Origin of the sequence: Bartonella sp. AC70YNML (assembly GCF_042196545.1) — a bacterium.
Classification (GTDB): Bacteria; Pseudomonadota; Alphaproteobacteria; order Rhizobiales; family Rhizobiaceae; genus Bartonella.
The window spans coordinates 77,051-100,537 of sequence record NZ_JBHIQK010000006.1; the positions used below are offsets into that span (position 1 = coordinate 77,051).

General features: G+C 37.5%; 21 protein-coding genes and 1 other RNA gene. 9 read left to right on the plus strand and 13 right to left on the minus strand.

Going from position 1 to position 23,487, the window contains the following annotated elements; genetic code table 11:
• The first annotated feature begins 139 nt into the window (after window positions 1-139).
• Entirely contained in the window at window positions 140-769 is a 630-nt protein-coding gene (locus ACFIMU_RS05650; RefSeq protein ID WP_375609273.1) for a DapH/DapD/GlmU-related protein, read from the plus strand.
• Window positions 770-825: 56 nt separating this feature from the next.
• On the opposite strand, the gene ACFIMU_RS05655 is transcribed toward ACFIMU_RS05650, so the two are convergent.
• The 5 genes from ACFIMU_RS05655 to ssrA form a co-directional block, all read right to left on the minus strand.
• Window positions 826-3,165 (minus strand): ATP-dependent helicase, encoded by a 2,340-nt coding sequence (locus ACFIMU_RS05655; protein WP_375606981.1) that lies wholly within the window; start codon window positions 3,163-3,165, stop codon window positions 826-828.
• A gap of 120 nt (window positions 3,166-3,285) precedes the next feature.
• A complete protein-coding gene (locus ACFIMU_RS05660) occupies window positions 3,286-3,537 on the minus strand; it encodes a ribbon-helix-helix domain-containing protein (protein ID WP_273788067.1) in 252 nt (83 codons plus the stop codon).
• A gap of 10 nt (window positions 3,538-3,547) precedes the next feature.
• Complete coding sequence (locus ACFIMU_RS05665; protein ID WP_375606982.1) at window positions 3,548-3,730, minus strand: DUF4169 family protein; 183 nt, start codon at window positions 3,728-3,730, stop codon at window positions 3,548-3,550.
• An 8-nt stretch (window positions 3,731-3,738) separates the two neighbouring features.
• Complete coding sequence (locus ACFIMU_RS05670) at window positions 3,739-4,290, minus strand: SspB family protein (RefSeq protein ID WP_375606983.1); 552 nt, start codon at window positions 4,288-4,290, stop codon at window positions 3,739-3,741.
• A gap of 178 nt (window positions 4,291-4,468) precedes the next feature.
• Window positions 4,469-4,825, minus strand: a transfer-messenger RNA (tmRNA) gene (gene ssrA / locus ACFIMU_RS05675).
• 96 nt (window positions 4,826-4,921) lie between these two features.
• Here ssrA and ACFIMU_RS05680 point away from each other — a divergent pair.
• Window positions 4,922-5,227, plus strand: coding sequence for a DUF2853 family protein (locus ACFIMU_RS05680; protein ID WP_375606984.1), 306 nt, complete (start codon window positions 4,922-4,924; stop codon window positions 5,225-5,227).
• Window positions 5,228-5,295: 68 nt separating this feature from the next.
• Here the strand turns inward: ACFIMU_RS05680 and ACFIMU_RS05685 are convergent, their stop codons facing one another.
• From ACFIMU_RS05685 to ACFIMU_RS05695, 3 genes are all read right to left on the minus strand, one after another.
• Window positions 5,296-6,603 carry an MFS transporter gene (locus ACFIMU_RS05685; protein WP_375606985.1) on the minus strand — a complete coding sequence of 436 codons (1,308 nt, stop codon included), beginning with the start codon at window positions 6,601-6,603 and terminating at the stop codon, window positions 5,296-5,298.
• A gap of 683 nt (window positions 6,604-7,286) precedes the next feature.
• Window positions 7,287-8,597, minus strand: a complete 1,311-nt coding sequence (locus tag ACFIMU_RS05690; RefSeq protein WP_375606986.1) for an MFS family transporter — start codon at window positions 8,595-8,597, stop codon at window positions 7,287-7,289.
• 908 nt (window positions 8,598-9,505) lie between these two features.
• A complete protein-coding gene (locus tag ACFIMU_RS05695; RefSeq protein ID WP_375607008.1) occupies window positions 9,506-10,813 on the minus strand; it encodes an MFS family transporter in 1,308 nt (435 codons plus the stop codon).
• 221 nt (window positions 10,814-11,034) lie between these two features.
• Here ACFIMU_RS05695 and ACFIMU_RS05700 point away from each other — a divergent pair, with 221 nt between their 5' ends.
• The 7 genes from ACFIMU_RS05700 (at window position 11,035) to ACFIMU_RS05730 (ending at window position 19,856) form a co-directional block, all read left to right on the plus strand.
• The gene (locus ACFIMU_RS05700) at window positions 11,035-11,829 is read left to right on the plus strand and encodes a thymidylate synthase (protein WP_375606987.1); all 795 of its coding nucleotides are present in this window, start codon (window positions 11,035-11,037) and stop codon (window positions 11,827-11,829) included.
• Window positions 11,826-12,335: a dihydrofolate reductase gene (locus tag ACFIMU_RS05705; RefSeq protein WP_375606988.1), complete on the plus strand. Its 510-nt coding sequence runs from the start codon at window positions 11,826-11,828 to the stop codon at window positions 12,333-12,335. The genes ACFIMU_RS05700 and ACFIMU_RS05705 overlap by 4 nt, the downstream gene beginning before the upstream one ends.
• Before the next feature lie 118 nt (window positions 12,336-12,453).
• Window positions 12,454-13,593: an FtsH protease activity modulator HflK gene (hflK, locus tag ACFIMU_RS05710; RefSeq protein ID WP_375606989.1), complete on the plus strand. Its 1,140-nt coding sequence runs from the start codon at window positions 12,454-12,456 to the stop codon at window positions 13,591-13,593.
• A gap of 2 nt (window positions 13,594-13,595) precedes the next feature.
• The gene (gene hflC, locus ACFIMU_RS05715; protein WP_375606990.1) at window positions 13,596-14,534 is read left to right on the plus strand and encodes a protease modulator HflC; all 939 of its coding nucleotides are present in this window, start codon (window positions 13,596-13,598) and stop codon (window positions 14,532-14,534) included.
• A gap of 151 nt (window positions 14,535-14,685) precedes the next feature.
• On the plus strand, window positions 14,686-16,209 hold the full coding sequence (locus tag ACFIMU_RS05720) for a Do family serine endopeptidase (protein ID WP_375606991.1): 1,524 nt from the start codon (window positions 14,686-14,688) through the stop codon (window positions 16,207-16,209).
• Window positions 16,210-16,913: 704 nt separating this feature from the next.
• Window positions 16,914-17,786: a tRNA (adenosine(37)-N6)-dimethylallyltransferase MiaA gene (gene miaA / locus ACFIMU_RS05725; RefSeq protein WP_375608254.1), complete on the plus strand. Its 873-nt coding sequence runs from the start codon at window positions 16,914-16,916 to the stop codon at window positions 17,784-17,786.
• 270 nt (window positions 17,787-18,056) lie between these two features.
• Window positions 18,057-19,856: an acetolactate synthase 3 large subunit gene (locus ACFIMU_RS05730; RefSeq protein WP_375608255.1), complete on the plus strand. Its 1,800-nt coding sequence runs from the start codon at window positions 18,057-18,059 to the stop codon at window positions 19,854-19,856.
• Window positions 19,857-20,616: 760 nt separating this feature from the next.
• Here ACFIMU_RS05730 and ACFIMU_RS05735 read toward each other — a convergent pair.
• The 5 genes from ACFIMU_RS05735 to ACFIMU_RS05755 all read right to left on the minus strand — a co-directional run bounded on the left by ACFIMU_RS05735 (window position 20,617) and on the right by ACFIMU_RS05755 (window position 23,485).
• Window positions 20,617-21,357 carry a TauD/TfdA family dioxygenase gene (locus ACFIMU_RS05735; RefSeq protein ID WP_375696884.1) on the minus strand — a complete coding sequence of 247 codons (741 nt, stop codon included), beginning with the start codon at window positions 21,355-21,357 and terminating at the stop codon, window positions 20,617-20,619.
• Between the two features lie 67 nt (window positions 21,358-21,424).
• On the minus strand, window positions 21,425-21,991 hold the full coding sequence (locus ACFIMU_RS05740) for a hypothetical protein (RefSeq protein WP_375696885.1): 567 nt from the start codon (window positions 21,989-21,991) through the stop codon (window positions 21,425-21,427).
• A 189-nt stretch (window positions 21,992-22,180) separates the two neighbouring features.
• On the minus strand, window positions 22,181-22,426 hold the full coding sequence (locus ACFIMU_RS05745) for a hypothetical protein (protein ID WP_375696887.1): 246 nt from the start codon (window positions 22,424-22,426) through the stop codon (window positions 22,181-22,183).
• Window positions 22,427-22,453: 27 nt separating this feature from the next.
• Window positions 22,454-22,666 carry a hypothetical protein gene (locus tag ACFIMU_RS05750; protein ID WP_375615087.1) on the minus strand — a complete coding sequence of 71 codons (213 nt, stop codon included), beginning with the start codon at window positions 22,664-22,666 and terminating at the stop codon, window positions 22,454-22,456.
• 231 nt (window positions 22,667-22,897) lie between these two features.
• Entirely contained in the window at window positions 22,898-23,485 is a 588-nt protein-coding gene (locus tag ACFIMU_RS05755; protein ID WP_375696886.1) for an NAD(P)-dependent oxidoreductase, read from the minus strand.
• Window positions 23,486-23,487: the final 2 nt, after the last annotated feature.

Sequence of the window (23,487 nt, forward strand, 5' to 3'; positions counted from 1 at the left end):
AGTTTGACTCTCTTAGATAGATCAAGAAATTGTAACATCGGCAGGTTTGTTTTGCAATGTTTGTTTCATGGTTGATTTTATTGGTTTGGTTGGTATGTCTTTCCATATTTATTGATGAAGCAATTGATGGAAGGTAAGAATGAATATTGAAAACGATCTTCGATTTCATGAAAGTAAACCTCGTATCCATACGACAGCACAGCTGCATGGTTGTAAATTAGGGCGCTATGTGGAAATTAATGAGCGGGTAGTTTTGCGTGATGTAACCATTGGAGATTTTTCTTATTTAGAACGTAACAGTGAGGCTATTTATAGCGATATTGGGCGTTTTTGTTCTATTGCATCTCATGTACGAATGAATGCGTTGGAGCATCCTATGGAGCGCGTTTCAACGCATAAAATAACCTATCGTCCAAACGAATATTTTCGTTATATGGCATTAGATAGTGGTTTTCGTGAAAGGCGTTGTGCAAAACGTGTTATTATTGGGCATGATGTGTGGATTGGACATGGTGCGGTTATTATGCCTGGGGTGACAATTGGTCATGGCGCTATCATTGGCGCGAACGCTGTTATAACGAAAGATGTTTTGCCTTATACGATTGTCGTTGGGGTGCCTGCTAAACGGTTGCGAATGCGTTTTCCCAATCATGTGATAGAATGCCTTTTAGATATGGCTTGGTGGGATTGGCCGCTTGATAAAATTCACAACGCATTGCCTGATATGCAAAATTTGCCCATTGAAGCCTTTGTTCGCAAATGGAAATGACATTCAGAATAAAATAAAGTGGTTTCTTGAAAAAACTGATCGTGGTTTGCTTGTAATTAAGCTTTGTTTACAAAATTATCTAGTACACGCTTTTCTCCGGCTTTTTCGAACATTATTGTCAATTTATGATCGTCTATTGCTGTAATATGACCATAACCAAATTTTATGTGAAAAATCCGATCATTGACAGAAAAATCTGATGGTGCATGAGAGAGTGATTGAGAGATAACTTTCCCTTCAATATTTTTGTTTTTTTGTGCACGCTTTTGTCTTGGTGTTGCATAGTCATTATAAAAGGAATCGTGATGTTGAAAGGAAGATTTTCCATAACCACCATAGGATGTTTCCATTTCTACAACTTCTATATGTTCTGCTGGTAATTCATCTAAAAAACGGGAGGGGAGAGCAGGTTGCCAAAGTCCATGAATTCTTCGATTCGATACAAACCATATATGCAAATGTTTTTTTGCTCTTGTTAGACCTACGTAAGCAAGACGCCGTTCTTCTTCTAATCCTGAACGTCCACCTTCATCTAATGAGCGCTGGTGGGGAAAGAGTCCTTCTTCCCAACCTGGAAGAAAAACTGTTTCAAATTCAAGTCCTTTGGCTGAATGAAGGGTCATGATGTTGACTGCATCCATATTTTCATTATTTTCCGTTTCCATAACGAGTGCAACATGTTCCAAAAAACTTTGAAGATTTTCAAATTGTTCCATGGAACGAATCATTTCTTTAAGATTTTCTAGTCTTGTAGGAGCCTCTGGTGAGCGATCTTCTAACCACATGTTTGTATAACCAGAATCATCAAGGATGATCTCGGCAAGTTCTCTATGAGGAGTGTCTTGAAGCATATTTTGCCAGCGGCGGAAGTTTTCAATAAGGATTCGTAACGCACTGCGTGCCTTAGGCTTTAATTCATCTGTTTCAATGATGTCTGCGGCAGCAGAAAAGAGAGGAACAGCACGTGCACGTGCACTCTCATAAAGAATGCGCAGGGTTGCATCTCCTATGCCGCGTTTTGGTGTATTAATAACACGCTCAAAAGCTAAATCATCAGTAGGTTGGACAACAACGCGTAAATAAGCCATGGCATCACGTATTTCCATTCGCTCATAAAAACGAGGACCACCAATGACGCGATAATTAAGGCCAAGTGTTACAAAGCGATCTTCAAATTCACGCATTTGAAATGATGCGCGTACCAATATAGCCATATGATTTAATGCATGACCGGTTTGTTGTGCGCGTTCGATCTCTTCTCCGATTGCTCGTGCTTCTTCTGCCGAATCCCATGCTGAATGAATTTTTACCTTTTCTTCCTCACTCTTTATTTGAGCAGAAAAAAGGACTTTTCCCAGTCTTTCTTCGTTATGAGCAATGAGATGGGAGGCGGTTTTAAGAATATGGGATGTTGAGCGATAATTGCGTTCTAGACGAATAATTTTAGCAGAAGGAAAATCTTTTTCAAAACGTAATATGTTTTCGACTTTTGCACCACGCCATCCATAAATGGATTGATCATCATCGCCAACACAACAAAGATTAACATGTTGACCTTTAGGATGTTGGGCCAAAAGGCGAAGCCAAAGATATTGTGCTGTATTTGTATCCTGATATTCATCGACAAGAATATAACGAAATTGAGAATGATATTCGCGAAGAATATCTGGATTATGTTGGAAGATAGAGATAGAATGAAGTAGAAGGTCACCAAAATCACAAGCATTAAGATCTTTTAATCGATTTTGATAACTGTGATAAAGTTCACGTCCCATGCCGTTACCAAAGGAATGAGCATCACTTTTTGAGATATGTGTTGGTGAAAGTCCTTGATTTTTCCAAGAATCAATCATCATGGCAAGGTTTCGTGCGGGCCAACGCTTATCGTCTAATCCTTCAGCTTGAATAAGTTGTTTTAAAAGTCGAAGAACATCATCGCTATCGAGAATTGTAAAGTTTCTTTTTAAATCAACAAGCTCTGCGTGACGGCGTAAAATTTTAGCTCCAGTGGAATGAAAGGTTCCAAGCCAAGGCATACCTTCAACAACTTCTCCAATAAGTTCACCAATACGTGTTTTCATTTCACGGGCTGCTTTGTTAGTGAAAGTGACAGCAAGTATTTGTTGAGGTGAGGCGAGTCCAGAGCGCAGAATGTGAGAAATACGGGTTGTTAAAACGCGTGTTTTTCCAGTACCAGCACCTGCAAGAACTAAAAGAGGCCCCTCAGTATTCATAACAGCTTGTTGCTGTTCTGGATTGAGCTGTTCTAAATAGTTTGTATTATATGATTTTTTTTCTTTTAGGACAGGGGAAGAAAACCCAGAATTTTCCTTATCATGGTCTGGAGGGGAATCTTCTTCAAAGAAAGGTATGGTGTGATCAGAAAAATTACTCATTGTATCTCTTTTGTAGTCTTTTTTTCATTGAAGTTCTAGATTAAAAAAACTTCTCTTAAAAAGTCACAACAGTTTCAGTTGAACAGACAGAAAGAGAACGTAAAAAAATAAGCACAAACATTAAAGGCGTTGGGTGAGAACGCTTTGAAGGGCATAAACGCGTAACGAGGCCGAAAGATTTACTTGTTGTGGTCTTTTGCTATCAATATCGGTAATAATAAAGGCTAAAGATTGTCCTTTTTTGCGGGCTATATCTTTTAGAATATCTAAAAATGGTGGTTCTAAAGAAACGCTTGTTGCGTGTCCATCAACGCGAACAGATATCTTTCGTGGAATGACTTTTGACCAATCGATAGAATTATTTTCGTGCATTTTTCCACCTTTATTCGTCGTTTCGTAAACGATTTTGATCAAGAAATTTTTGCGTTTTTAAAGATTTTTGTTGCTCAAAAAGTTTTTCAGTTTTTGTTCGTCCAAAACGATAACGATTTTGCTCAGCACAAAGAGATTTTTCTGTACGTTTTTTTTGTTTTCGAAATTGGCGAAGATTAATCAATTCAGTCATGAGAAAAATTATTTTTTCCGAAAGGAATCTAAAGAGACAACATCAGCACTTTGATTTTGTTTTGCATCGTTATTTGAAGGTTCTATATTTGTACTGAGATTTTGTTCTTTTGTAAGCGTATTTTCTTTTTTTTGTTTGTTTGATAAGGTAATGGGTGTAGTTGAGGTATTTTCTGAATGTTCACTTTCTCCAGAGGTCAGATTTGAGGGCAGATCAAATGCTGCTTCAAATGCTGCTACAGGATCATAAAAGACTTGAATGGAAGTAAAAGGAATCACGAGCTTTTCGGTTATTTCCCTGAAAGAGAGGGTTACTTCGAAAGCTGTTTCTGAAACACTGAGATCTCTAAATTGATGTTGTAAGACGATTGTCATTTGCTCGGGATAGCGATTTTTTAGCCGAGGAGAAATTTTAACGCCTGGGGCATTTGTCAAAAAAGTTATAAAAAAATGATGATTTCCCGGAAGACCTGCTTTGGCAACTTCCGATAAAACTTTACGGATAACTCCACGAAGTGCATCCTGAACGAGAATATCGTAACGGATTTGATCTTTAACCATCGAAGTTTATTCCTTTTATTTCACGTAGCAGAATGGGGCGTATTGATATTGTGTGATAGAATATATTTTAAATTAGCAGATTTTTTCTACGATGCACCTCAATAAATCGAATAAATACGAAACTCTATGGTAAATAATGTCTGATAATGTCTGAAAGATCAATCAACAACATTTAAAAAGTGAAGGCTTCTGTTGCCAGGTGCCTCCGAACCCCGCTTAAACCTGCGACGGTTTAAGACTCAATTTGAAACATTCACACCACCTTAAGCGGCGAGACGTGCTTCCGCATAGTTGTCATTTGCAACTACTCATTTAGCCCGATAACGGTGGTACAATGCCGAGTAAAAGAGCGATCTTTACACCCTTGTCGATCCTATTTCGCCCCCACCAAAATATAACTTTGCTTTCTTATATTTTGGTGGAGGCGCCGGGTACCGCCCCCGGGTCCAATAGGTTTATTTCACCGTCCATTTATTACCATAGCTGGTAAACCAGCCTTTTAAATATAGATGAAGAACAGTCTTAGGAAAAGGGGGGTTGTTAATATTTTTAATCCTCTAATTATTTATAGAGCTATATGATGCGGCTGTAAATTATAGTCCGCTCATTTTTGGAGAGGAGATGATGCAAAATGACAAATAATTTAGCAGATATTAAACTATATGATTCAAATCCCGATGAAGCAGCAGTAGAACGACTTAGCCGTCGTTTAGCTTTAGTGATGAAAAAGCAGGATGCAGCGCTTGTTGCTACATCGGATCCAAAAGAGTTAGAACGTGTTGAAAAATGGGTTCAAGATGTTTTAGAAGCTGATGAACAGAGTGCTAAAATGGCCGTTTCAAAAGTGGCTGAGATGATGTCTGGAGAGCGTAGAAAAAGTCGACTGACTTTTTATTATCTAGTTGCTAAGCACCTTAATGCACTTCATAAAATTTAAACAATATTAAATTTGCGATAATGATAAAAAAGCCCAATCTCTTGGGCTTTTTTCGTTTATAAAAAGGGTTAATGTTTTTCATCTTCTTGGAGGTATCCCCCTTTACGCATACTCGGGACAAAGAGAAGAGCAATGAATGCCATGATCATCACGACGGTTATATAAAAATAAAAGAGTGATTCATGACCGTACTTTTTTAATCCAAGCGCAACGTATTCAGCAGAACCACCAAATAAAGCGTTACCAATGGCATGAGAGATACTAACGCCTAATCCACGTATTGAAGAGGGAAACATTGCTGATTTTACGACACCAGAGATGGATGTATACATGCTCATAATGAAGAGCAAGCCAATAATGACCGATAAGGCAACCCATAGACTATGCGTATTACCGATTATCCAGAGTCCAGGAAATGTAAAGATGACAGAGAGTATACTCCAAATGATAAGTAAAGTTTTTGTTCCAATTTTATCGGCTATGATACCAGCTATGGGTTGGAATAGGATGAAAATAAATAGTACAGCTGTCATAATCGTTGTTGCGGTATGTTTATCAAAGCCGGTGGTTGTGATCAGATATTTTTGCATATAAGTCGTAAAGGTGTAAAATGTGAGTGATCCTCCTGATGCAAAGCATGCAATTACGACAACGGCTTTTGTATGCTTGGTGAGAAGTTCCTTAAGACTGCCAGAGTGTTTGTGAGAGCGGCTTTCTTTCGTGGTTGTTTCGTGGAGAGAACGACGCAGATAAATCGCAATCACTGCCCCGAAACCACCAATCACAAAAGGAATGCGCCATCCCCATGCTTTTAACTGATCTTCAGAGAGATAAGATGCTAGAATAAATATAATGAAGCTGGCAAGAAGTTGACCTGTAATAAGGGTGGCTGATTGGAAAGAAGCAAAAAGCCCTCGATGTTTTTTGAGAGCAACTTCGCTCATATAAGTGGCTGCTGTACCATATTCACCACCCGCTGAAAGTCCTTGCATCATCCGAGCTAAAAGTAAAAGGATTGCTGATGTTATTCCTAAGGTTTCATAGGTGGGAAGTATGGCGATGAAAAAAGAGCCACCACACATCATAAAAATGGATATAAGCATCGAGCGTTTACGTCCATAACGATCGGCGATAAATCCTAAAAACCAAGCTCCAATAGGGCGCATAAGAAAGCCAATAAAAAACACACCCGCGGTTTTTAACAGTGGCGTAATCGTATCACCATCGGAGGGAAAGAATTGTGATGCAAAATAAATTGATGCAAATGAGTAAACGTAAAAATCATACCACTCTACGAGATTTCCTGATGCGCTTGCTATAATAGCAAAAACACGTTTTCTTGCATCCTGTGATGCTGAAATTGTTTCATTTTCCATGAATTGTTCCCCTTTTGGATTTATAGTCCATATATTTATTTCTAAATATAATTTCTAAACATAATTTTTTATGATTTCCAGAAAAATCCAATTGTATCATGATAATTTCTTAGAGAAATTCTTTAAGATGATTTATTGGAGTTATATTGTTATTATTTTTAAGACTTTTACTTTTTTATTAGAAAAAATTATCATATTAATTTTAATTGTGTTTATATGACAAATATACATTGAAAAGTATATAAGTATATCTTCAAATTTTATTATAATAATACTATATTAATTACTTTAATGATAATTTGATGTTATAAAATATATGGATTTTACAAGAAGTAATAGCAAAAATTAAGTTATTTCATAAGGGTTAAATAGTATAAAATGGGACTTTTAAGTCCTTACTTATCGTTTTGCGCCATAATACATTATTTTTTAGGGGGGGAGGATTCAGATAAGGTTTTCCGTATGAGGTGTTTTTCAGATATCATGATAAGTATTTAGGGGAGGGCTTGCCCATAGAATCTTATCAAGTAAATTACATAAAGAGGGTAGTAACTATAGATAATTTAAGAGAAACTGAGTTGTTTGTAAGACGAATGCGGGGCGGGTTTTCGTTCTTTACTAGGGTGGAGAGGAGATCAAAAAAAAGCCCAATTTCTTGGGCTTTTTTTATCCAGAAAATAAGTTTAATGAAGTCTATCGTCTTTATCGAGATATCCTCCTTTATCTATATCAGGCATAAGAAGAATAGAGATGAGTGCAATGACCATCATACCAACGATGTAAAAAAAGAAAACAGATTCGTATCCCATATTTTTTAATCCAAGCGCTACATATTCAGCAGAACCGCCAAACAGTGCGTTGCCAATGGCAAAAGCAAAGCCAACACCAATTGCTCGGATTGAAGCAGGGAACAATTCTGCTTTTATGATACCAGCAATGGACGTATAAAAACTCATAACACAGAGTATTCCAATAATGATTAAGAGTGCTGTCCATGGATTATGGGCATTCCCGATCATTTTAAGTACAGGAATGGTGCAGATAATGGATAATACACCCCAACTGATGAGTGAAGCTCTTGCTCCAATTTTATCGGCTAGCGAACCAAAAAGCGGTTGGAGTAACACAAAAACAAAGAGGGCGGCAGTCATTATTGTTGTTGCGGTTTGTTTATCAAAGCCAGTGGTTGTGATCAGATATTTTTGCATATAAGTGGTGTATGTATAAAATGTGAGTGATCCGCCAGCTGTAAAGCCAACAACCAAAAAGAACGCTTTTTTATGATTACGAAAAAGTTCTTTAAGACTACCAGCGTGTTGTTCAGAGCGGCTTTTGAGGGTTGTTGTTTCATGAAGCAAGCTACGCAGATAAATTGCAACGATTGCTCCAAAGCCACCAATGACAAAGGGAATACGCCATCCCCATGCTTTTAACTGATCCTCGTTAAGGTAAATGGCTAAAATAAATATTATAAAACTTGCCAGAAGTTGACCTGAGATCGTTGTTGCATATTGAAAAGAAGCAAAGAGACCACGACGATTTTTGGGCGCAACTTCACTCATATACGTTGCGGCTGTACCATATTCACCGCCAACGGAAAGCCCTTGAAACATACGGACAAAAAGGAGAAGGAATGCTGCTGTTATTCCCAAAGTTTTGTAAGTGGGAAGTATGGCAATGAGAAAAGAGCCCCCACACATCATAAAAACAGAAATAAGCATTGAGCGTTTACGTCCATAACGATCAGCAATAAACCCAAAGAGCCATGCTCCAATTGGACGCATAAGAAAGCCAATAAAAAAGATTCCTGCCGTTTTTAACAATTGTGTAACGATATCTTCATCTTCAGGAAAGAATTGCGAAGCGAAATAAACCGATGCAAAGGAGTAAGCGTAAAAGTCGTACCATTCTACCAGATTACCGGATGCACTGGATATAATAGCAAAAATACGTTTCCTTGTATCATGTGGATCTAAAGTTGTTTGATTATTCATGAAGTATTCCCCTTTTAGATTTATAACTTTTCTTCTTTTTAAAGCTATTTACGATGTGCATTATAAAAACGCCATTGTATCATGATAAATTTTTAGGGAAACATAAAGATTTTTTCTAGATCTATCAGTGCTGTTTTGGGCTCATGGTGTTGTTATATTGCGTAAATCTATCCTTAAGGAAATATTGTTTTTTGTTTGATTGTGAATTATTTGCATATGCAGAGTATTTATGAAGATATGATACTCTTTAGTTTATATGCTTGATGTTGTTTCGTAAAATGATGTTATTGACTATTGCATGCGAGGTTGGTGTATCAGTTAAAATACTTTTTAGAAATGATCTTAAGTGTTAAGGGGGAGTACAATATTAAGAGTTCGTCAATAGTATAATAATAGCGGCTTGCACTTTTATTAAGTGTAAAGAGAGTGATGACCATGTTTATATTTTACGGGGCTTTTACGTTATGTCATTCACGGGTGCCGTTGTGAAATGGAGTTGGGTATATTGAGAAATGTTTCTCAAAAAAGTGTGCGAATTCATAATATAATTGTATTTTCTACTTTTCATGAAAGGATTTGTGTTTCATGAGGGGTACCATTAAGAACGTATTAAACAAAATCATGAGTGGAATCTTTATTATTGATAAAATTTCTTGAAAGATAATCACTTTTCTTCGATTTTGAGTGGGAATGGGGGGTATTAAAATAAATCAAAAATTTTTTATCTTCAGCAAAAGAAGCATTTATTCATAATAATATGCAGCTGTTTATTTTTATAAGCAGTATATGCAGGAGAGAAAATTTCTTCTTTAGGTGTTTGAAGAGATAAAAAATCGTGCGCTTTAAGCTTCTATGGGAAAGAATTACAAAAAGCCCAGAATACTGGGCTTTTTTGTTAACATCAAAAGTTAATGAATATCGTCTCCTTGTAAATATCCTTTTTTGCGCGCATCGGGCATCAAGAGAACCGCAATGAATGCAATAATCATCATGCCGGTTATATAAAAATAGAAGACAGATTCGTATCCAAGGTCTTTTAATTCAAGCGCTACGTATTCAGCAGAGCCGCCAAACACTGCATTGGCAATAGCATAAGAGAATCCAACACCTGTTGCTCGCACTGAAGCGGGAAACATTTCTGACTTTACAATACCAGAGATGGATGTATAAAAGCTCATAATGCATAGCATTCCAATAATGACTGATAGAGCAATCCATGTTTCATTAGTGTTACCAATTACATGAAGTCCAGGAATCGTAAAGATAATAGATAAAACACTCCAAATAAGCAGTGAAGTTCTTGTTCCAATTTTATCAGCCATAAAACCAAATGCAGGTTGAAGTAACATGAAAACAAAGAGCGCAGCAGTCATGATTGTTGTTGCAGTATGTTTATCAAAGCCGGTGGTTGTGATCAGATATTTTTGCATATAAGTTGTATAGGTATAAAATGTGAGCGATCCCCCAGCTGTAAAGCCAACAACTAGAAAAAAAGCTTTCCTGTGATTGCGTAGAAGCTCTAAAAGACTACCAGCTTGCTTTTTAGAACGATTTTCTTCTGTGGTTGTTTCATGAAGTGTACGACGGAGGTAAATTGCAACAACTGCTCCTAGGCCCCCAATGGCAAATGGAATACGCCATCCCCATGCTTTTAGTTGATCCTCTGTGAGATAAAGTGCTAGAATGAATATAACCAGGCTGGCTAGAAGTTGTCCACCAATCAGTGTGGTATATTGAAAAGAGCTAAAAAATCCACGGCGGTTTTTGAGTGCCACTTCACTCATATAAGTGGCTGTCGTACCATATTCACCCCCGACAGAAAGTCCTTGAAGCATTCGGAGTAAAAGTAAAAGAATTGCTGCTGCCATTCCAATAGTTTCATAAGTAGGAAGTATGGCGATTAAGAAAGAACCACCACACATCATACCAACAGAAATAAGCATTGAGCGTTTACGTCCATAGCGGTCAGCAATGAAGCCAAAGAGCCATCCGCCGATTGGGCGCATAAGAAAACCAATAGCAAAGACACCAGCGGCCTTTAAAAGTTGTGCAACGACATCGCCATCTGAGGGAAAAAATTGTGATGCAAAGTAAATGGATGTAAAAGAATAAACATAAAAATCATACCATTCTACTAGATTACCTGATGCACTGGATACAATAGCCCAGATACGTTTTTGCGTATCATGTGATGCTAAAGATTCTTGTTTTTCCATAGTCAATCCCTTCATTTCACGTTCACCATTTTTGTTCATTATCACTCTATGTTCTTTTCTTCAGAAGCTGTCTATAGTATTTTATCTTTTGCATAAAAATTTTAGTCAGATCACGATAATTTCTTGTGTAAGATGTTTTCGGATAAAGATTTGAATTATGTTTGTACGAATTTTACAGTTTTTATTTTCTATAATGAGGAGAATCGGACATAATAACCCTCATGAAATTATATCTGGCTCTTTTATCCCACGTTTTAAATCAGGGTATTGATCGTACAGATCGGACGGGCGTTGGAACGCGATCTATCTTTGGGTATCAGATGCGCTTTGATTTACAAGCAGGATTTCCATTGTTGACAACAAAAAAACTACATTTACGTTCAATTATTTACGAGCTTTTGTGGTTTCTTAAAGGTGATACAAATATTGCATGGTTGAAAGAGCATGGTGTATCAATTTGGGACGAGTGGGCTGATGAAAAAGGAGATCTTGGTCCTGTTTATGGTTATCAGTGGCGTTCTTGGCCTGCTCCTGATGGGCGCCATATTGATCAAATTAGTAATCTTTTAACAATGATTAAGGAAATGCCAGATTCTCGTCGCTTGATTGTATCAGCTTGGAATCCTGCATTAATAGAAGAAATGGCTTTACCTCCGTGCCATTGTCTTTTTCAATTTTACATTGCGGAGGGAAAATTGTCCTGTCAGCTTTATCAGCGTTCGGCGGATATTTTCTTAGGTGTTCCATTTAATATTGCATCCTACGCACTGTTAACGATGATGATTGCGCAAGTAAGCGGTCTTAAAGTAGGCGACTTTATTCATACTCTGGGGGATGCTCATCTTTATTCTAATCATTTTGAACAGGCAAAATATCAATTGTCTCGTAGACCAAATGCTTTGCCATGTATGCGCATAAATCCAGCGGTAACAGATCTTTTTTCTTTTCAATTTGAGGATTTTGAATTGCTTAATTATGAAGCACAATCCCATATTAAGGCGCCGGTAGCAATATGATGATTTCCATTTGTTTCATTGCTGCGGTTGCAGAAAATGGTGTTATCGGTCGTGAAGGTGCCATGCCTTGGCATTTATCAACGGATTTGCAACGCTTTAAAGCTTTGACATTGGGTAAGCCCATTATTATGGGAAGAAAAACTTGGGATTCTCTTGGGCGCCCTTTACCAGGGCGTACAAATATCGTCATTACGCGTGATTGTACCTTCAACGCTGAAGGGGCTGTTGTTGCTCACTCTTTATCGCAAGCTTGCTCTCTTGCAACAAGCGTTGCTTCTCAAAATAATGTAAAGGAAATTTTTATTATTGGGGGAGGGGAAATTTTTCAACAAGGATTGCCTATGGCTGATAAAATATTCCTTACAGAAGTTTTAGCCTCTATAGAAGGTGATAGTTTTTTTCCTGTTTTTGATAAAGAAAAGTGGACTATTGTGCAAACACAAGATATTCCAAAAGGGGATAAAGATAGTCATCCGACACGTTTTGTTGTTTATGAGCGGAAATAATTTTTGTAATATGAAGTGGAAGGGGTTATCAGTTGTATTATAATGAGGTAATAGGCACCCTATAAGATCAAGCAAATGGTTGGTGTTCGAGTAGTGGTAATCAGTTAAAGAGGTGATAATGCCCTGGACAAATCAAAATGGTGGTGGCCCGTGGAGTGGCGATAAAAACAGTGGTGAAAAAAAAACACCAGCTAAGAATATCTTTGGTTCTGGTGGCAATCATGGTAGCGAAAATGGTCCTAATCTTAATGATATTTTGCGCAAAGGGCAGGATCAGTTTAAACAATTTGGGAGAAGTAGTCTTTCTGTTTTGTTCCTTCTGCTTATTGCGTTTTTTTGGTTATACCAGTCAATTTATATTGTTCAGCAAAATGAACAAGCGGTAGAGCTGCGCTTTGGCATCCCTAAAGAAGGCATTATTGGTGATGGCTTGCATTTTCATTTTTGGCCAATTGAGACCTATATGAAAGTACCTTTAACGGAAAAAACAATCGCGATTGGTGGAAAGCCTGGTCAAGCGCAACAAAGTGATGGTTTAATGCTTTCGAGTGATCAGAATATCGTTAATGTTAATTTTTCTGTTTACTATCGGATTTCATATCCTAGTCAGTTTTTATTCAATGTGAATGATCAAGAGGGAACTGTCCGCCAAGTTGCTGAGAGTGCAATGCGTGAGGTCATTGGTTCGCGGCCGGTTGATGATGTTTTACGTGACAAGAAAGAAGAAGTTGCTAATGACGTTAGAAAGATTATCCAGTTGACTGTCGATAAATATCAACTTGGTGTCGAAATAAGCCGTGTGTCTATCAGTGAAGCTGCTCCTCCAACAAAGGTTGCTGCTGCGTTTAATTCTGTTCAGCAGGCGGAGCAGGAACGTGGAAGAATGATTGAAGAGGGGAATCGTGTGCGTTTTACGAAAATTGGTTTAGCAAATGGTGAAGCTTCACGCACACGGGAAATCGCAAAAGGTGAAAAGGCACAAATGGTTGAAGAGGCAACAGGGCGTGCTGAACGTTTTCAGGCAATAGCTCGAGAGGCTGCGATTTCACCAGAAGCTGCGCGCTACCGTCTCTATATGGAGACGATGGGGCGGATTCTTTCTTCACCAAATAAGCTGGTTCTTGATCAGGCAAATTCTCCAGCGGTGCCTTATTTACCTTTGAATGAATTGTTGCGTAGCAAGTCATCAGAAAAAGTAAAGGCAACATCAGCGCGTCCTGCGTTACTCTTAGATTCTCGTATTGCTGGAGGAGATTAATTATGCAGCAATCTCGCTTTTTGTTTGTTTTTAGTGCTATAGTGTTTGTTTTGATGATTTTGTGGATGTCCGTTTTTATCGTCTATCCTCGTCAACAAGTAGCAATTAAGCGTTTTGGACAAATTGTTCAGGTAGAATCTAATCCTGGAATCTATTTCAAGGCGCCCTTTATCGATAAGATGATCATTGTTGATAATCGGTTATTGCGTTACGATGTTCCTACACAATCTGTACAGGTTCGTGGTGGTGCGTATTATGAGGTGGATGCGTTCTTTATTTACCGTATTACAGATCCTAAGTTGTTTTTACAGCGCATTGCTTCTGGGCGTCCACAAATTGCGGCACGTGAAAACCTTGCACCACGGTTTATTGACGCTTTGCGTGCTGTTTATGGTAAGCGAGAATTTAAAGCAGCCTTATCGGATGAACGAGGCGCGATGATGGCTGAAGTACAGAAGCAATTTTCTGTAGATGCAGGTTCGTTGGGTATTACCATTGTTGATGTGCGTATTCGTAAAACCGATTTGACTGATGCTGTTTCAGAAGATGTCTATCGGCAAATGGCAGCTGAACGTGAAGCTGCTGCGGAAAATATCCGAGCTCGTGGTCAGCAGGAGCGAGATCGTATTGTGGCAGAAGCTAATCGTGAATATGAAGAAATTGTAGCAGCTGCGAAGCGTGATGCTGAAATTACCCGTGGTGAAGGTCAAGCTGAAAGTATTCGTCTTTTATTGAATGCGAGGGAGGCTAATCCGTCTTTTTACGATTTTTGGTTGGCGATGGAACAATACAAGAATTTAGAGAAAACACCGATGGTGATTTCTCCAAATGAGGATTTCTTTTTCTATTTTCGTAATCCGCCGCAGGCAAATAAAGCATTCTTACCGACAATGAATACGGGCCTCAGTAAAACTGATCCAAAATCGGGAGAGAATAGATAAAATAATGGATTGCAGATACGAGATTTTGCATGAAAAGAATGATCTGTGAGCATTTTCTTTTATGGTAAAAGTGGTAGAGAGTATCGAGCTGTGCTGGTTTTACGTAGATAAATTTAGTAGGGCTCTTTGCATCTTTGATTAAAGGCATGTCATGGATAGAAGTGTCATGAGTAAAAATACGTTTTTAAAGTTTTTTATCACAAGAGTTGTTTTTTGTGTGACTTTGTTTCTATCTGGATCAGTGAGTTTGTCTTGGGGAGCCGAGACAAGCAAGGCATTGCTTTCTATTCCTGATTTAGCTTCTGAGCTTTTGGAAACAGTTGTGAATATTTCCACGGCGCAGACTGTTGAAGGAACAGAACAGGATGAAAATACTGCGGTACCCATTATCCCAAAAGATTCATTGTTGGAGGAATATTTTAGTGATTTCTTTACACCTAAAGATGGTCAAAAAGATAGTCAATTTCAAAAGGTGCGTTCTTTAGGGTCTGGTTTTGTGATTGATGCGCAAAAAGGGATTATTGTTACAAATTATCACGTTATCGTTGATGCTGATGATATTGAAGTTAATTTTACGGATGGTACAAAACTAAAGGCAAAGCTTCTTGGAAAGGATAGCAAAACTGATTTGGCGTTGCTTCAAGTCGATGCAGGAAGTAAAAAATTAAAAGCTGTGCGTTTTGGTGATTCAGAAAAGGCACGTATTGGTGATTGGGTTATGGCTATTGGAAATCCTTATGGTTTTGGTGGAAGTGTAACAGTTGGCATTATTTCTGCACGTAACCGTGATCTTAATGCTGGTCCCTATGATAATTTTATTCAAACAGATGCAGCAATTAATCGTGGCAATTCTGGTGGTCCGTTATTTGATAGAAATGGTGAAGTCATTGGCATTAATACAGCAATTGTTTCACCTTCGGGAGGATCTATCGGTATTGGATTTGCTATTCCATCGGATATGGCTCTTTCTGTTATTAATCAATTGCGTGATTTTGGAGAAATAAGGCGTGGTTGGTTGGCTATTCGTATTCAGCCGGTAACAGAGGATATTGCAAAAAGTTTAAAATTGGACAATGCTGTGGGAGCATTGGTGGCTGGTAAAATAGAACAGACGAAAGAAAATAATGTAGATAATAGCCAGTTACAAACTGGAGATATTATTCTTTCCTTTGGTAATTCCAAAATTAAGCATGCACGTGATTTGCCGCGTTTAGTTGCAGAAAGTTCAGAAGGAAAAGTGGTGGACGTTACTGTTTTACGCAATGGGCAAGAAGAAACAGTAAAAGTTAAGCTTGGACGTTTGATTGAAACAGATCCAAATGAAGATACAGAAGAAGTTGATGATAAAAAAAATCAAGATCTGTCGAAAAACGTGACAATGCAATTTATGGGCATGACGTTATCTGAACTGACAGAGGATTTGCGTCATCGTTATTCAATTTCAGATAAACTTCGAGGACTAGTGGTGACAGCTGTTGCACAAAATAGTGCAGCGGATAAAAAGCGTATTCGCGTTGGTGAAGTGATAGTTGATATCAATCAGAGTTCTATCACAACAATTGATGAGGCTAAGAGACGTATTCATAAATTACGTGAAGCTGGACGAAAAAATGCTCTCTTTATTGTTGCGCGTCCAGATGGAGAGTTACGGTTCGTAACGATTTTAATGGATTGATGTTTGAAAAATTATTTTTTGTTTTTTAGCAGCTTTAGTATATGGGGTCTTTTGCAAGTCAGGCATGTGATGTCCAATGTTTCTCAAGCTCATTTCACGATAGAGAGCATGGGCTGTGCAATATAAAATCTATAGGAAATCATTATATCTTTATGCTGGATATAAAGTATAAATTGGTGCCATCATAGTATTTTTCAGTTATCAATATTGTAACAGCCTAGACTTTGAAATGCTGCATAAGAGATATTGGTACACCTTTCTTAAGTCCATTTTTATCTCTGCTTGTGATGCGCAAGTAAATGGTATTGATATGATGCTTTATAAGGCTCTGATTATAAACCGGCGTAGCATGCTATTTTTATAGGAAAAAATAAAGCTATTTGATTGTATAGATTAAACTCAGTATTATTTTCATAAATGATGACAAAGAGTATGTTTTTAATGGCATTAACGGACAGAATTATTATAGCTGTGGTTTGTTATTGAATTATGATAGCAAAAAATGCTTGGAAATTCCTTTGGTGTTGTTATTAAGTCCATTTTTTCTTTTTTATAAGTTTCATAGGATTTTCTTTGTATTAAAGAGAATTTGTGTTCGTATTTTTGTTTGAAGTATTTACTCTATGATCATGGAGAGAAAATACAGTGGCTTTGGGGGTGTCTGCATGTTGCAATAAGTTATTGATTGGGAGAAATTGCTATTCATGACACAGAGAACAGTTACATTAATAGCGGGGCCAACGGCAAGTGGGAAGTCAGAACTTGCCTTGCAAATGGCTAAAGAAAAAAATGCTCTCATTATTAATACTGATTCAATGCAGGTTTATGATGTTTTAAATATTTTAACAGCACGGCCGAGAGAGGCTGATACTGCGATTGTTCCCCATTATCTTTATGGTCATGTGAGTCCTACGTTGAATTACTCAGTAGGGCAATGGTTGTGTGATGTTGAGAAGCTATTGGCTACTTTTTCTTTGAGATCAGTTATTTTTGTTGGCGGAACAGGACTTTATTTTCGTGCTCTTTTGGAAGGGATTGCGGAAATTCCTCATGTTCCAGATGTTGTGCGGCAGAAATGGCGTCTGCTGCTTGATCAAGAAGGACCTGAAAGTCTTTATGGCCAGTTGTTACAGATTGATGCTGATGTTGCTGAAAAAATTTCTTCGCACGATAGACAGCGTATTGTCCGTGCTTTGGAAGTTTATGATGCAACCGGTAAGACGCTCAGTTGGTGGCAGAAACAAAAAACAACACCTATCATTGCGCCGAATTTGACCGAAAAAATTCTTCTCATGCCACCACGTCCTCTGCTTTATGAACGTATTCATAAACGCTTGGATTCTATGATTGAAAGAGGAGCTTTAGAAGAAGTGGTGGCTATGAAAAAACTTAAACTTTCCCCTTCATTACCAGCAATGAAGGCTATTGGTGTACCTGAATTTATGGCTTATTTGGATGGATATAGAAGCTTTGAGAATGCTCTTGAAGCGGTAAAAATACAAACGAGGAGATATGCAAAAAGACAAATGACATGGTTTCGTAATCAATTTGATGAAGAATGGATGCTTACTTTTTGATAAAAGAGTTATAGCTTTGCAAAAAAACTTATCGAAAGATAAAAGATAATTCGTGAAAAAGAAATTTTTTAGAAAATATAATTTTTTATTGACGAATGGTATCAATGGAATTAAAAATCTTTCTACAAGGAATTTTTTATATATTTTATACGTTGGAATAATGGGGGTAATCATACAGTATGTGTTGTGTAATAGGCTCCTTTGGGGGCTTTTTTTATGGGCTCCGTTAGGGGCTTTTTTATTGTCCTATAAAGTAGGTGAGTGGGAAAAATGAGAAATGATCCAAGAAAGCAAGAGAGTGCAGATGGAAAAATAATGTCGGGCGCTGAAATAGTGGTTCAAGCTCTTATAGATCAAGGCGTTGAACATATTTTTGGTTATCCTGGTGGGGCTGTTTTGCCTATTTTTGATGTTCTTTATCACCAAGATACACTCCAGCATATTTTGGTGCGTCATGAACAAGCTGCAGGGCATGCGGCTGAAGGCTATGCACGTAGCACAGGGAAGGTAGGGGTTATGCTTGTGACTTCTGGTCCAGGGGCAACGAATGCTGTTACACCTTTGCAAGATGCTCTTATGGATTCGATACCTCTTATTTGTTTTTCTGGGCAGGTGTCAACAACGGTGATTGGAACAAATGCTTTTCAAGAGGCAGATACAGTTGGAATTACAAAGCCTTGTACGAAGCATAATTGGCTGGTTAAAAATGTCAATGATCTTGCAGCTATTATTCATGAAGCTTTTTCTCTTGCTCAATCAGGTCGTCCTGGGCCGGTTTTGATTGATATTCCTAAGGATGTTCAATTTGCTTCAGGATTTTATAGAGCACCTCAAGTTCAGGAGTCTTTACATTCTTTTCCATCGTTGAAAGGGAATACTAAGGCTATTGAATCTGCCGTTTCTCTTTTAGTTGAGGCAAAACGTCCTATTATTTATTCTGGTGGTGGTGTTATTTCATCAGGGATGAAAGCTATACAGCTTTTACGTAATTTGGTTCAATTGGGGGATTTTCCGATTACTTCAACATTAATGGGACTTGGTGCTTATCCTGCTTCCGGTAAAAATTGGCTTGGAATGCTTGGAATGCATGGAACCTATGAGGCTAATATGGCCATGCATGATTGTGATGTCATGTTAGCTGTTGGAGCACGATTTGATGATCGTATCACGGGGCGCCTTGATGCATTTGCACCTCATGCGCGTATTATTCATATTGATATTGACCCTTCTTCTATCAATAAAATTGTAAAAGCAGAAGTTCCAATTATTGGTGATGTGGCTTGTGTTTTAGGAGATATGACGCAACTCTTAAAGATACAACAACCAGCGTTTAACAGTGAAGTCCGTGAGGCGTGGTGGACGCAAATTAACCGTTGGAAAGCTCGTAATTCATTGGCATATGCGGAGAAAAAAGATGTCATTATGCCGCAATATGCTCTTGAACGACTTTATGCTCTTACCAAAGATGCGAATGCTTATATTACAACGGATGTCGGGCAGCATCAGATGTGGGCAGCGCAGTATTATCATTTTGATGAACCAAAACACTGGATGACTTCTGGTGGTCTTGGAACGATGGGGTATGGTTTACCTGCTGCTATAGGTGTTCAAATAGCGCATCCTAATGCGCTTGTTGTATGTATTTCTGGTGATGCCTCCATTCAGATGAATATTCAAGAGCTTGCAACAGCTATTCAGCATGACACACCGGTGAAAATTTTCATTTTAAATAATCAGTATATGGGAATGGTCCGCCAGTGGCAGCAATTGCTGCATGGTAATCGTCTTTCTCATTCTTATACGGAATCTATGCCTGACTTTGTGAAATTGGCACAAGCTTATGGAGCGGTAGGGATTCATTGTTCAAAACCCGATGAACTTGATGATAAAATTCAGCAGATGATTGATTGTGATAAGCCTGTTCTTTTTGATTGTCGTGTTTATCATTTAGAAAACTGTTTTCCTATGATCCCATCGGGATGTGCCCATAATGAGATGTTATTACCCGATGAAGCAAGCGAAGAAGCTATTGCAAATGCTATTTCTTCCGAGGGAAAGATTCTTGTATAAAATGAATATGTTAACAAAATGGTGAAGGATGGTGATGATGAAGTCTTTGGAGGCTTCATCTCTGTCTCTTCTTTGTGGAGAGTTTCTATTATTCTTAGAACTCATTTTATTATTTTCATTCTGTGTTTAAAGACATAGGGTGTATTATTATTTGTTTATCTAAAAAATGTTATAAGTCGTGTGCCAAATTATGTTTGAATTTATTTGTACGCGATGTTTGTTTTTTTTAAATTCATATGTTCACATTAATAGCTATATCGTTGCATTTTTTAGATAATACATTGAATTATCTGTTATAAATTAATTATGTTGTCTCATATATGAAAGATTTCATCGTGCAAGAAAAAAAGCCACCATGCTTGAAGGGTGCAACCATGCAAACCGTCATACTTGTGAAAACAATAGAAAAGTTTGTCACTATGTTTTGGTTTTGCATTATGAAACTACTCCAAATAGCTCTTTCAAGGGCTTGATAGGAAAATCCCCCTAGAGGCTTGAAAGGAATGGCGAAAATAACAAAAAGCGAATGCAGCCATAGAAAATCAATTGGCCACCATAGCTTATAATTAGCTAGTAACCTCACCTGATTATGCGGGAAAAATCTATACATATGAGATGTATCGTCAATATATATAAACCAGAATAATACTCACCATTATATCATTATCAGGACATTAACATTGAAAATTAAATACTCTTTCTTTTATTTGTTCTACATATCTATGATTCCATAAATCTGCAGACCAAACACTCTTTGAATCTATCGCATTGGATTTTCATAACTATCAAATGATCCAAAAAATTTATCTCTAGAGTGTAGAGCTATTCTATTATCAATGTATAATAATCTTCCTTGTTGTACATCAATTCCAAAAGATACAGCCTTAAAATGATCTGAAGCTTCCTTGGCTTTTTTTGACTGTGGCTCTAACATGCCTGGATAAAAAACAGCGCTGATATCTGGGAATTCACCGTCCCCTTGAACGATGGGTACTTTACCTGTAGAGGTTACTCCATTTCTTCTCCATCTATAGGGAACATTAATTATATATAAATTATCCCTTAAGTTCCTCAAATCCTCCTCACTTAAAAGTTTTAGAGCGAGACGTGCATCAGATATTCTCGTTAACGGACCATCAACATCATTGTGAACACCAGATAAAAGGATCCCTTTAGGAGATAAATTTAAACCCGTTATAAATTTTAGTGCAGCATTTTCTATATGAAAATCTAACTCAACTTCAGATCCTAATCCTGTATAATCTTTTTTATTATCCTCTAAAGGAACTAGGTTATTTACTATATGTTCGCCTTTAAACTTAATTGCATAAGGCTCTCCAATCAATAAAGAAAACATCATAATTAAATTTTCGCTAATATAGCCACTTTTACAAGACGCATCTAAATTATAAGGATTAGGTGACGTATTAATTTGTCTATCAATTGGAAGATTTTCAAAGATTAAATATGGTTTAGGGGTAATAGATACCTTTTGATTCATCAGAATTGCCAATATTCTATGGGGTAACAGCGAAAATGCTATTTTTTAGCTCAACTCAAAAGTATTTTCATTGATCATTATAATTTCCTCCCCAATTATCTTTCCCTACTTTCTTATTAAGAAAAGTGAAAAAACAATAATTAAAATCAGCCATGTTAGTAAATAAGTGTCTGTAAAATCTTGGATTAATCCAAATAATGGTGGAGCAGTAATAATTGCGATTTGATTTATAGACATTGCTAAATCCATAGAAAAGCCAATGCTTTCTTTCGGCGAAGAGTCTAAAATATAGGCGACCCAAGGGCCATACCATCCCATTCCAAAAAACTAACCAAGCAGATAAAATAGTTAAATAAATTATCGATCCACTTATGCCCAAAATTAATATTAAAAATCCAAAAACGACTGCAATCATGCAAAACAAGACAAGAAAAAATCGTCCTTTTCTACAATGATCACTCCACGCTGCTAAAATAATTCTTCCTAAGGCACCAGAAGCCTGTGAAACAAAAAACAAATAAGCGCTTTTAGCTAAAGACAGGTGATAGATTCTATAAAAATAAATCGTTATAAAAATGGTTAAAACATATGGAACGATCACAAGTGAAACGCCTGAGAAAATAATATTCTTCATATGCGGTGCCGTTAACATCGCAAGATGAGACTTTACATTTGCATAGAACGAAACTTTTGCTTTGCTTTCTGGAGCGATAGCTACAACTTTTGTTGGTGAGTGATAAAAAATAATAAATATACATCCCCCCCTAAAAAAGAAACGATGGCACCGACCAAAAACGCACCTTGTATGCCATAGATAAGCGCACTAGTAGGAAGAACTATCCCAGCTAATACCCCCCACACTTAATGGTAGCTTCGCCTGCTTTATTTCCATTGCAAATCCGCGCTGCGATTGTGGAAACCATGACGAAACAGATTTAGCGCCACCAGGTTGAGCAGAACTATAAAATCCCCCTACAATTAGCAAACAAACCAAAAGGGAAATAGAGTTATCTGCGATTGCTCCCAATAAAAGAGCGATAGAAACGCCGACCGCGCCAACTCCAACAATATAGCGCTTGTTAAACTTGTCTAGTAATTAGCTTGCTACAAGTAACCCAATAGGTAGGAACTGCGCTGATGAAGACAGTAAACCTATCTGAGAGTCGCTAAGCGAGAAATCCTTCTTAAAAAATTCAGCTAAAGGATCAATCCCTTGAACAAAGAAGCAGGCTGATGCTTGAGCGATCGTGGCAACAAGCAATACAATCCATCTATAATAATTTTTTTCTATAAATTTATTATTGCTCACTCAGCCCCCCTCCAATTAAATTGTATTCCAATAAAGTAGCCTTTTTAATAATGCTTGCAACAATAAATTAGGTATTTTATGTTGATTACATAAAAATCTGTCAATATGATTGGCATTAATATGAAAGCTAAGGAATATGCTTAATTTAAGGAAATAAGCTATTATATGTCGTGCAAATTTGATACGCTAGCGATACTAAGATAAATTTTACAAACATTGGCTCAGCCGGCATTAAGTGCTCTTCATAAAAGAAGCTATATTTTGGCAAGCTTTTTCAAAATAATTCTCAAAGCTTTCTTCAGTCACATAGCCCAGATGCGGTGTGCAAAGAACTCTATCTGATTGCAATAATTTGCTCTCATATACTGGCTCGCTGTCATAAACATCCAGTGCAAAGTAAGTTGAATTTTCCAAACTGAGTATTTTTTCTATCGCCCCTTTTTCAACCAAAGCTGAACGCGCTGTGTTGACAAAAATAGCATGAGGTTTCATGCTCAATAGATCATCTAATTTTATGATTTCTCTGGTTTTATCACTTAAACGTAAATGGATGGATATAATGTCAGGACGTGTAAAAAATTCTTCTTTTGAATGCGTAAAATGATAACCTAAATTTTTTGCTTCTTGCGTTGAACGCTCGCTCCCATAAACCAAAATGGACATGCCAAAAGCTTGAGCATATTGAGCAACCATTTTACCAATACGCCCAAACCCGAATATTCCAAGAGTAGCTCCTTTCATTTGGTTGCCAAATGTTGTTTGCCATCGTCCTTTTTTTATATCAGATACAGATTTACAGAGTTTTCTACGCGCAGACATAA

Bases quoted from the DNA above. Each gene is read 5' to 3' on its own strand.
- ACFIMU_RS05650 (WP_375609273.1), top strand. From the start codon at position 140: ATGAATATTGAAAACGATCTTCGATTTCATGAAAGTAAACCTCGTATC.
- ACFIMU_RS05655 (WP_375606981.1), bottom strand. From the start codon at position 3,165: ATGAGTAATTTTTCTGATCACACCATACCTTTCTTTGAAGAAGATTCC.
- ACFIMU_RS05660 (WP_273788067.1), bottom strand. From the start codon at position 3,537: ATGCACGAAAATAATTCTATCGATTGGTCAAAAGTCATTCCACGAAAG.
- ACFIMU_RS05665 (WP_375606982.1), bottom strand. From the start codon at position 3,730: ATGACTGAATTGATTAATCTTCGCCAATTTCGAAAACAAAAAAAACGT.
- ACFIMU_RS05670 (WP_375606983.1), bottom strand. From the start codon at position 4,290: ATGGTTAAAGATCAAATCCGTTACGATATTCTCGTTCAGGATGCACTT.
- ACFIMU_RS05680 (WP_375606984.1), top strand. From the start codon at position 4,922: ATGACAAATAATTTAGCAGATATTAAACTATATGATTCAAATCCCGAT.
- ACFIMU_RS05685 (WP_375606985.1), bottom strand. From the start codon at position 6,603: ATGGAAAATGAAACAATTTCAGCATCACAGGATGCAAGAAAACGTGTT.
- ACFIMU_RS05690 (WP_375606986.1), bottom strand. From the start codon at position 8,597: ATGAATAATCAAACAACTTTAGATCCACATGATACAAGGAAACGTATT.
- ACFIMU_RS05695 (WP_375607008.1), bottom strand. From the start codon at position 10,813: ATGGAAAAACAAGAATCTTTAGCATCACATGATACGCAAAAACGTATC.
- ACFIMU_RS05700 (WP_375606987.1), top strand. From the start codon at position 11,035: ATGAAATTATATCTGGCTCTTTTATCCCACGTTTTAAATCAGGGTATT.
- ACFIMU_RS05705 (WP_375606988.1), top strand. From the start codon at position 11,826: ATGATGATTTCCATTTGTTTCATTGCTGCGGTTGCAGAAAATGGTGTT.
- hflK (WP_375606989.1), top strand. From the start codon at position 12,454: ATGCCCTGGACAAATCAAAATGGTGGTGGCCCGTGGAGTGGCGATAAA.
- hflC (WP_375606990.1), top strand. From the start codon at position 13,596: ATGCAGCAATCTCGCTTTTTGTTTGTTTTTAGTGCTATAGTGTTTGTT.
- ACFIMU_RS05720 (WP_375606991.1), top strand. From the start codon at position 14,686: ATGGATAGAAGTGTCATGAGTAAAAATACGTTTTTAAAGTTTTTTATC.
- miaA (WP_375608254.1), top strand. From the start codon at position 16,914: ATGACACAGAGAACAGTTACATTAATAGCGGGGCCAACGGCAAGTGGG.
- ACFIMU_RS05730 (WP_375608255.1), top strand. From the start codon at position 18,057: ATGAGAAATGATCCAAGAAAGCAAGAGAGTGCAGATGGAAAAATAATG.
- ACFIMU_RS05735 (WP_375696884.1), bottom strand. From the start codon at position 21,357: ATGAATCAAAAGGTATCTATTACCCCTAAACCATATTTAATCTTTGAA.
- ACFIMU_RS05740 (WP_375696885.1), bottom strand. From the start codon at position 21,991: ATGAAGAATATTATTTTCTCAGGCGTTTCACTTGTGATCGTTCCATAT.
- ACFIMU_RS05755 (WP_375696886.1), bottom strand. From the start codon at position 23,485: ATGTCTGCGCGTAGAAAACTCTGTAAATCTGTATCTGATATAAAAAAA.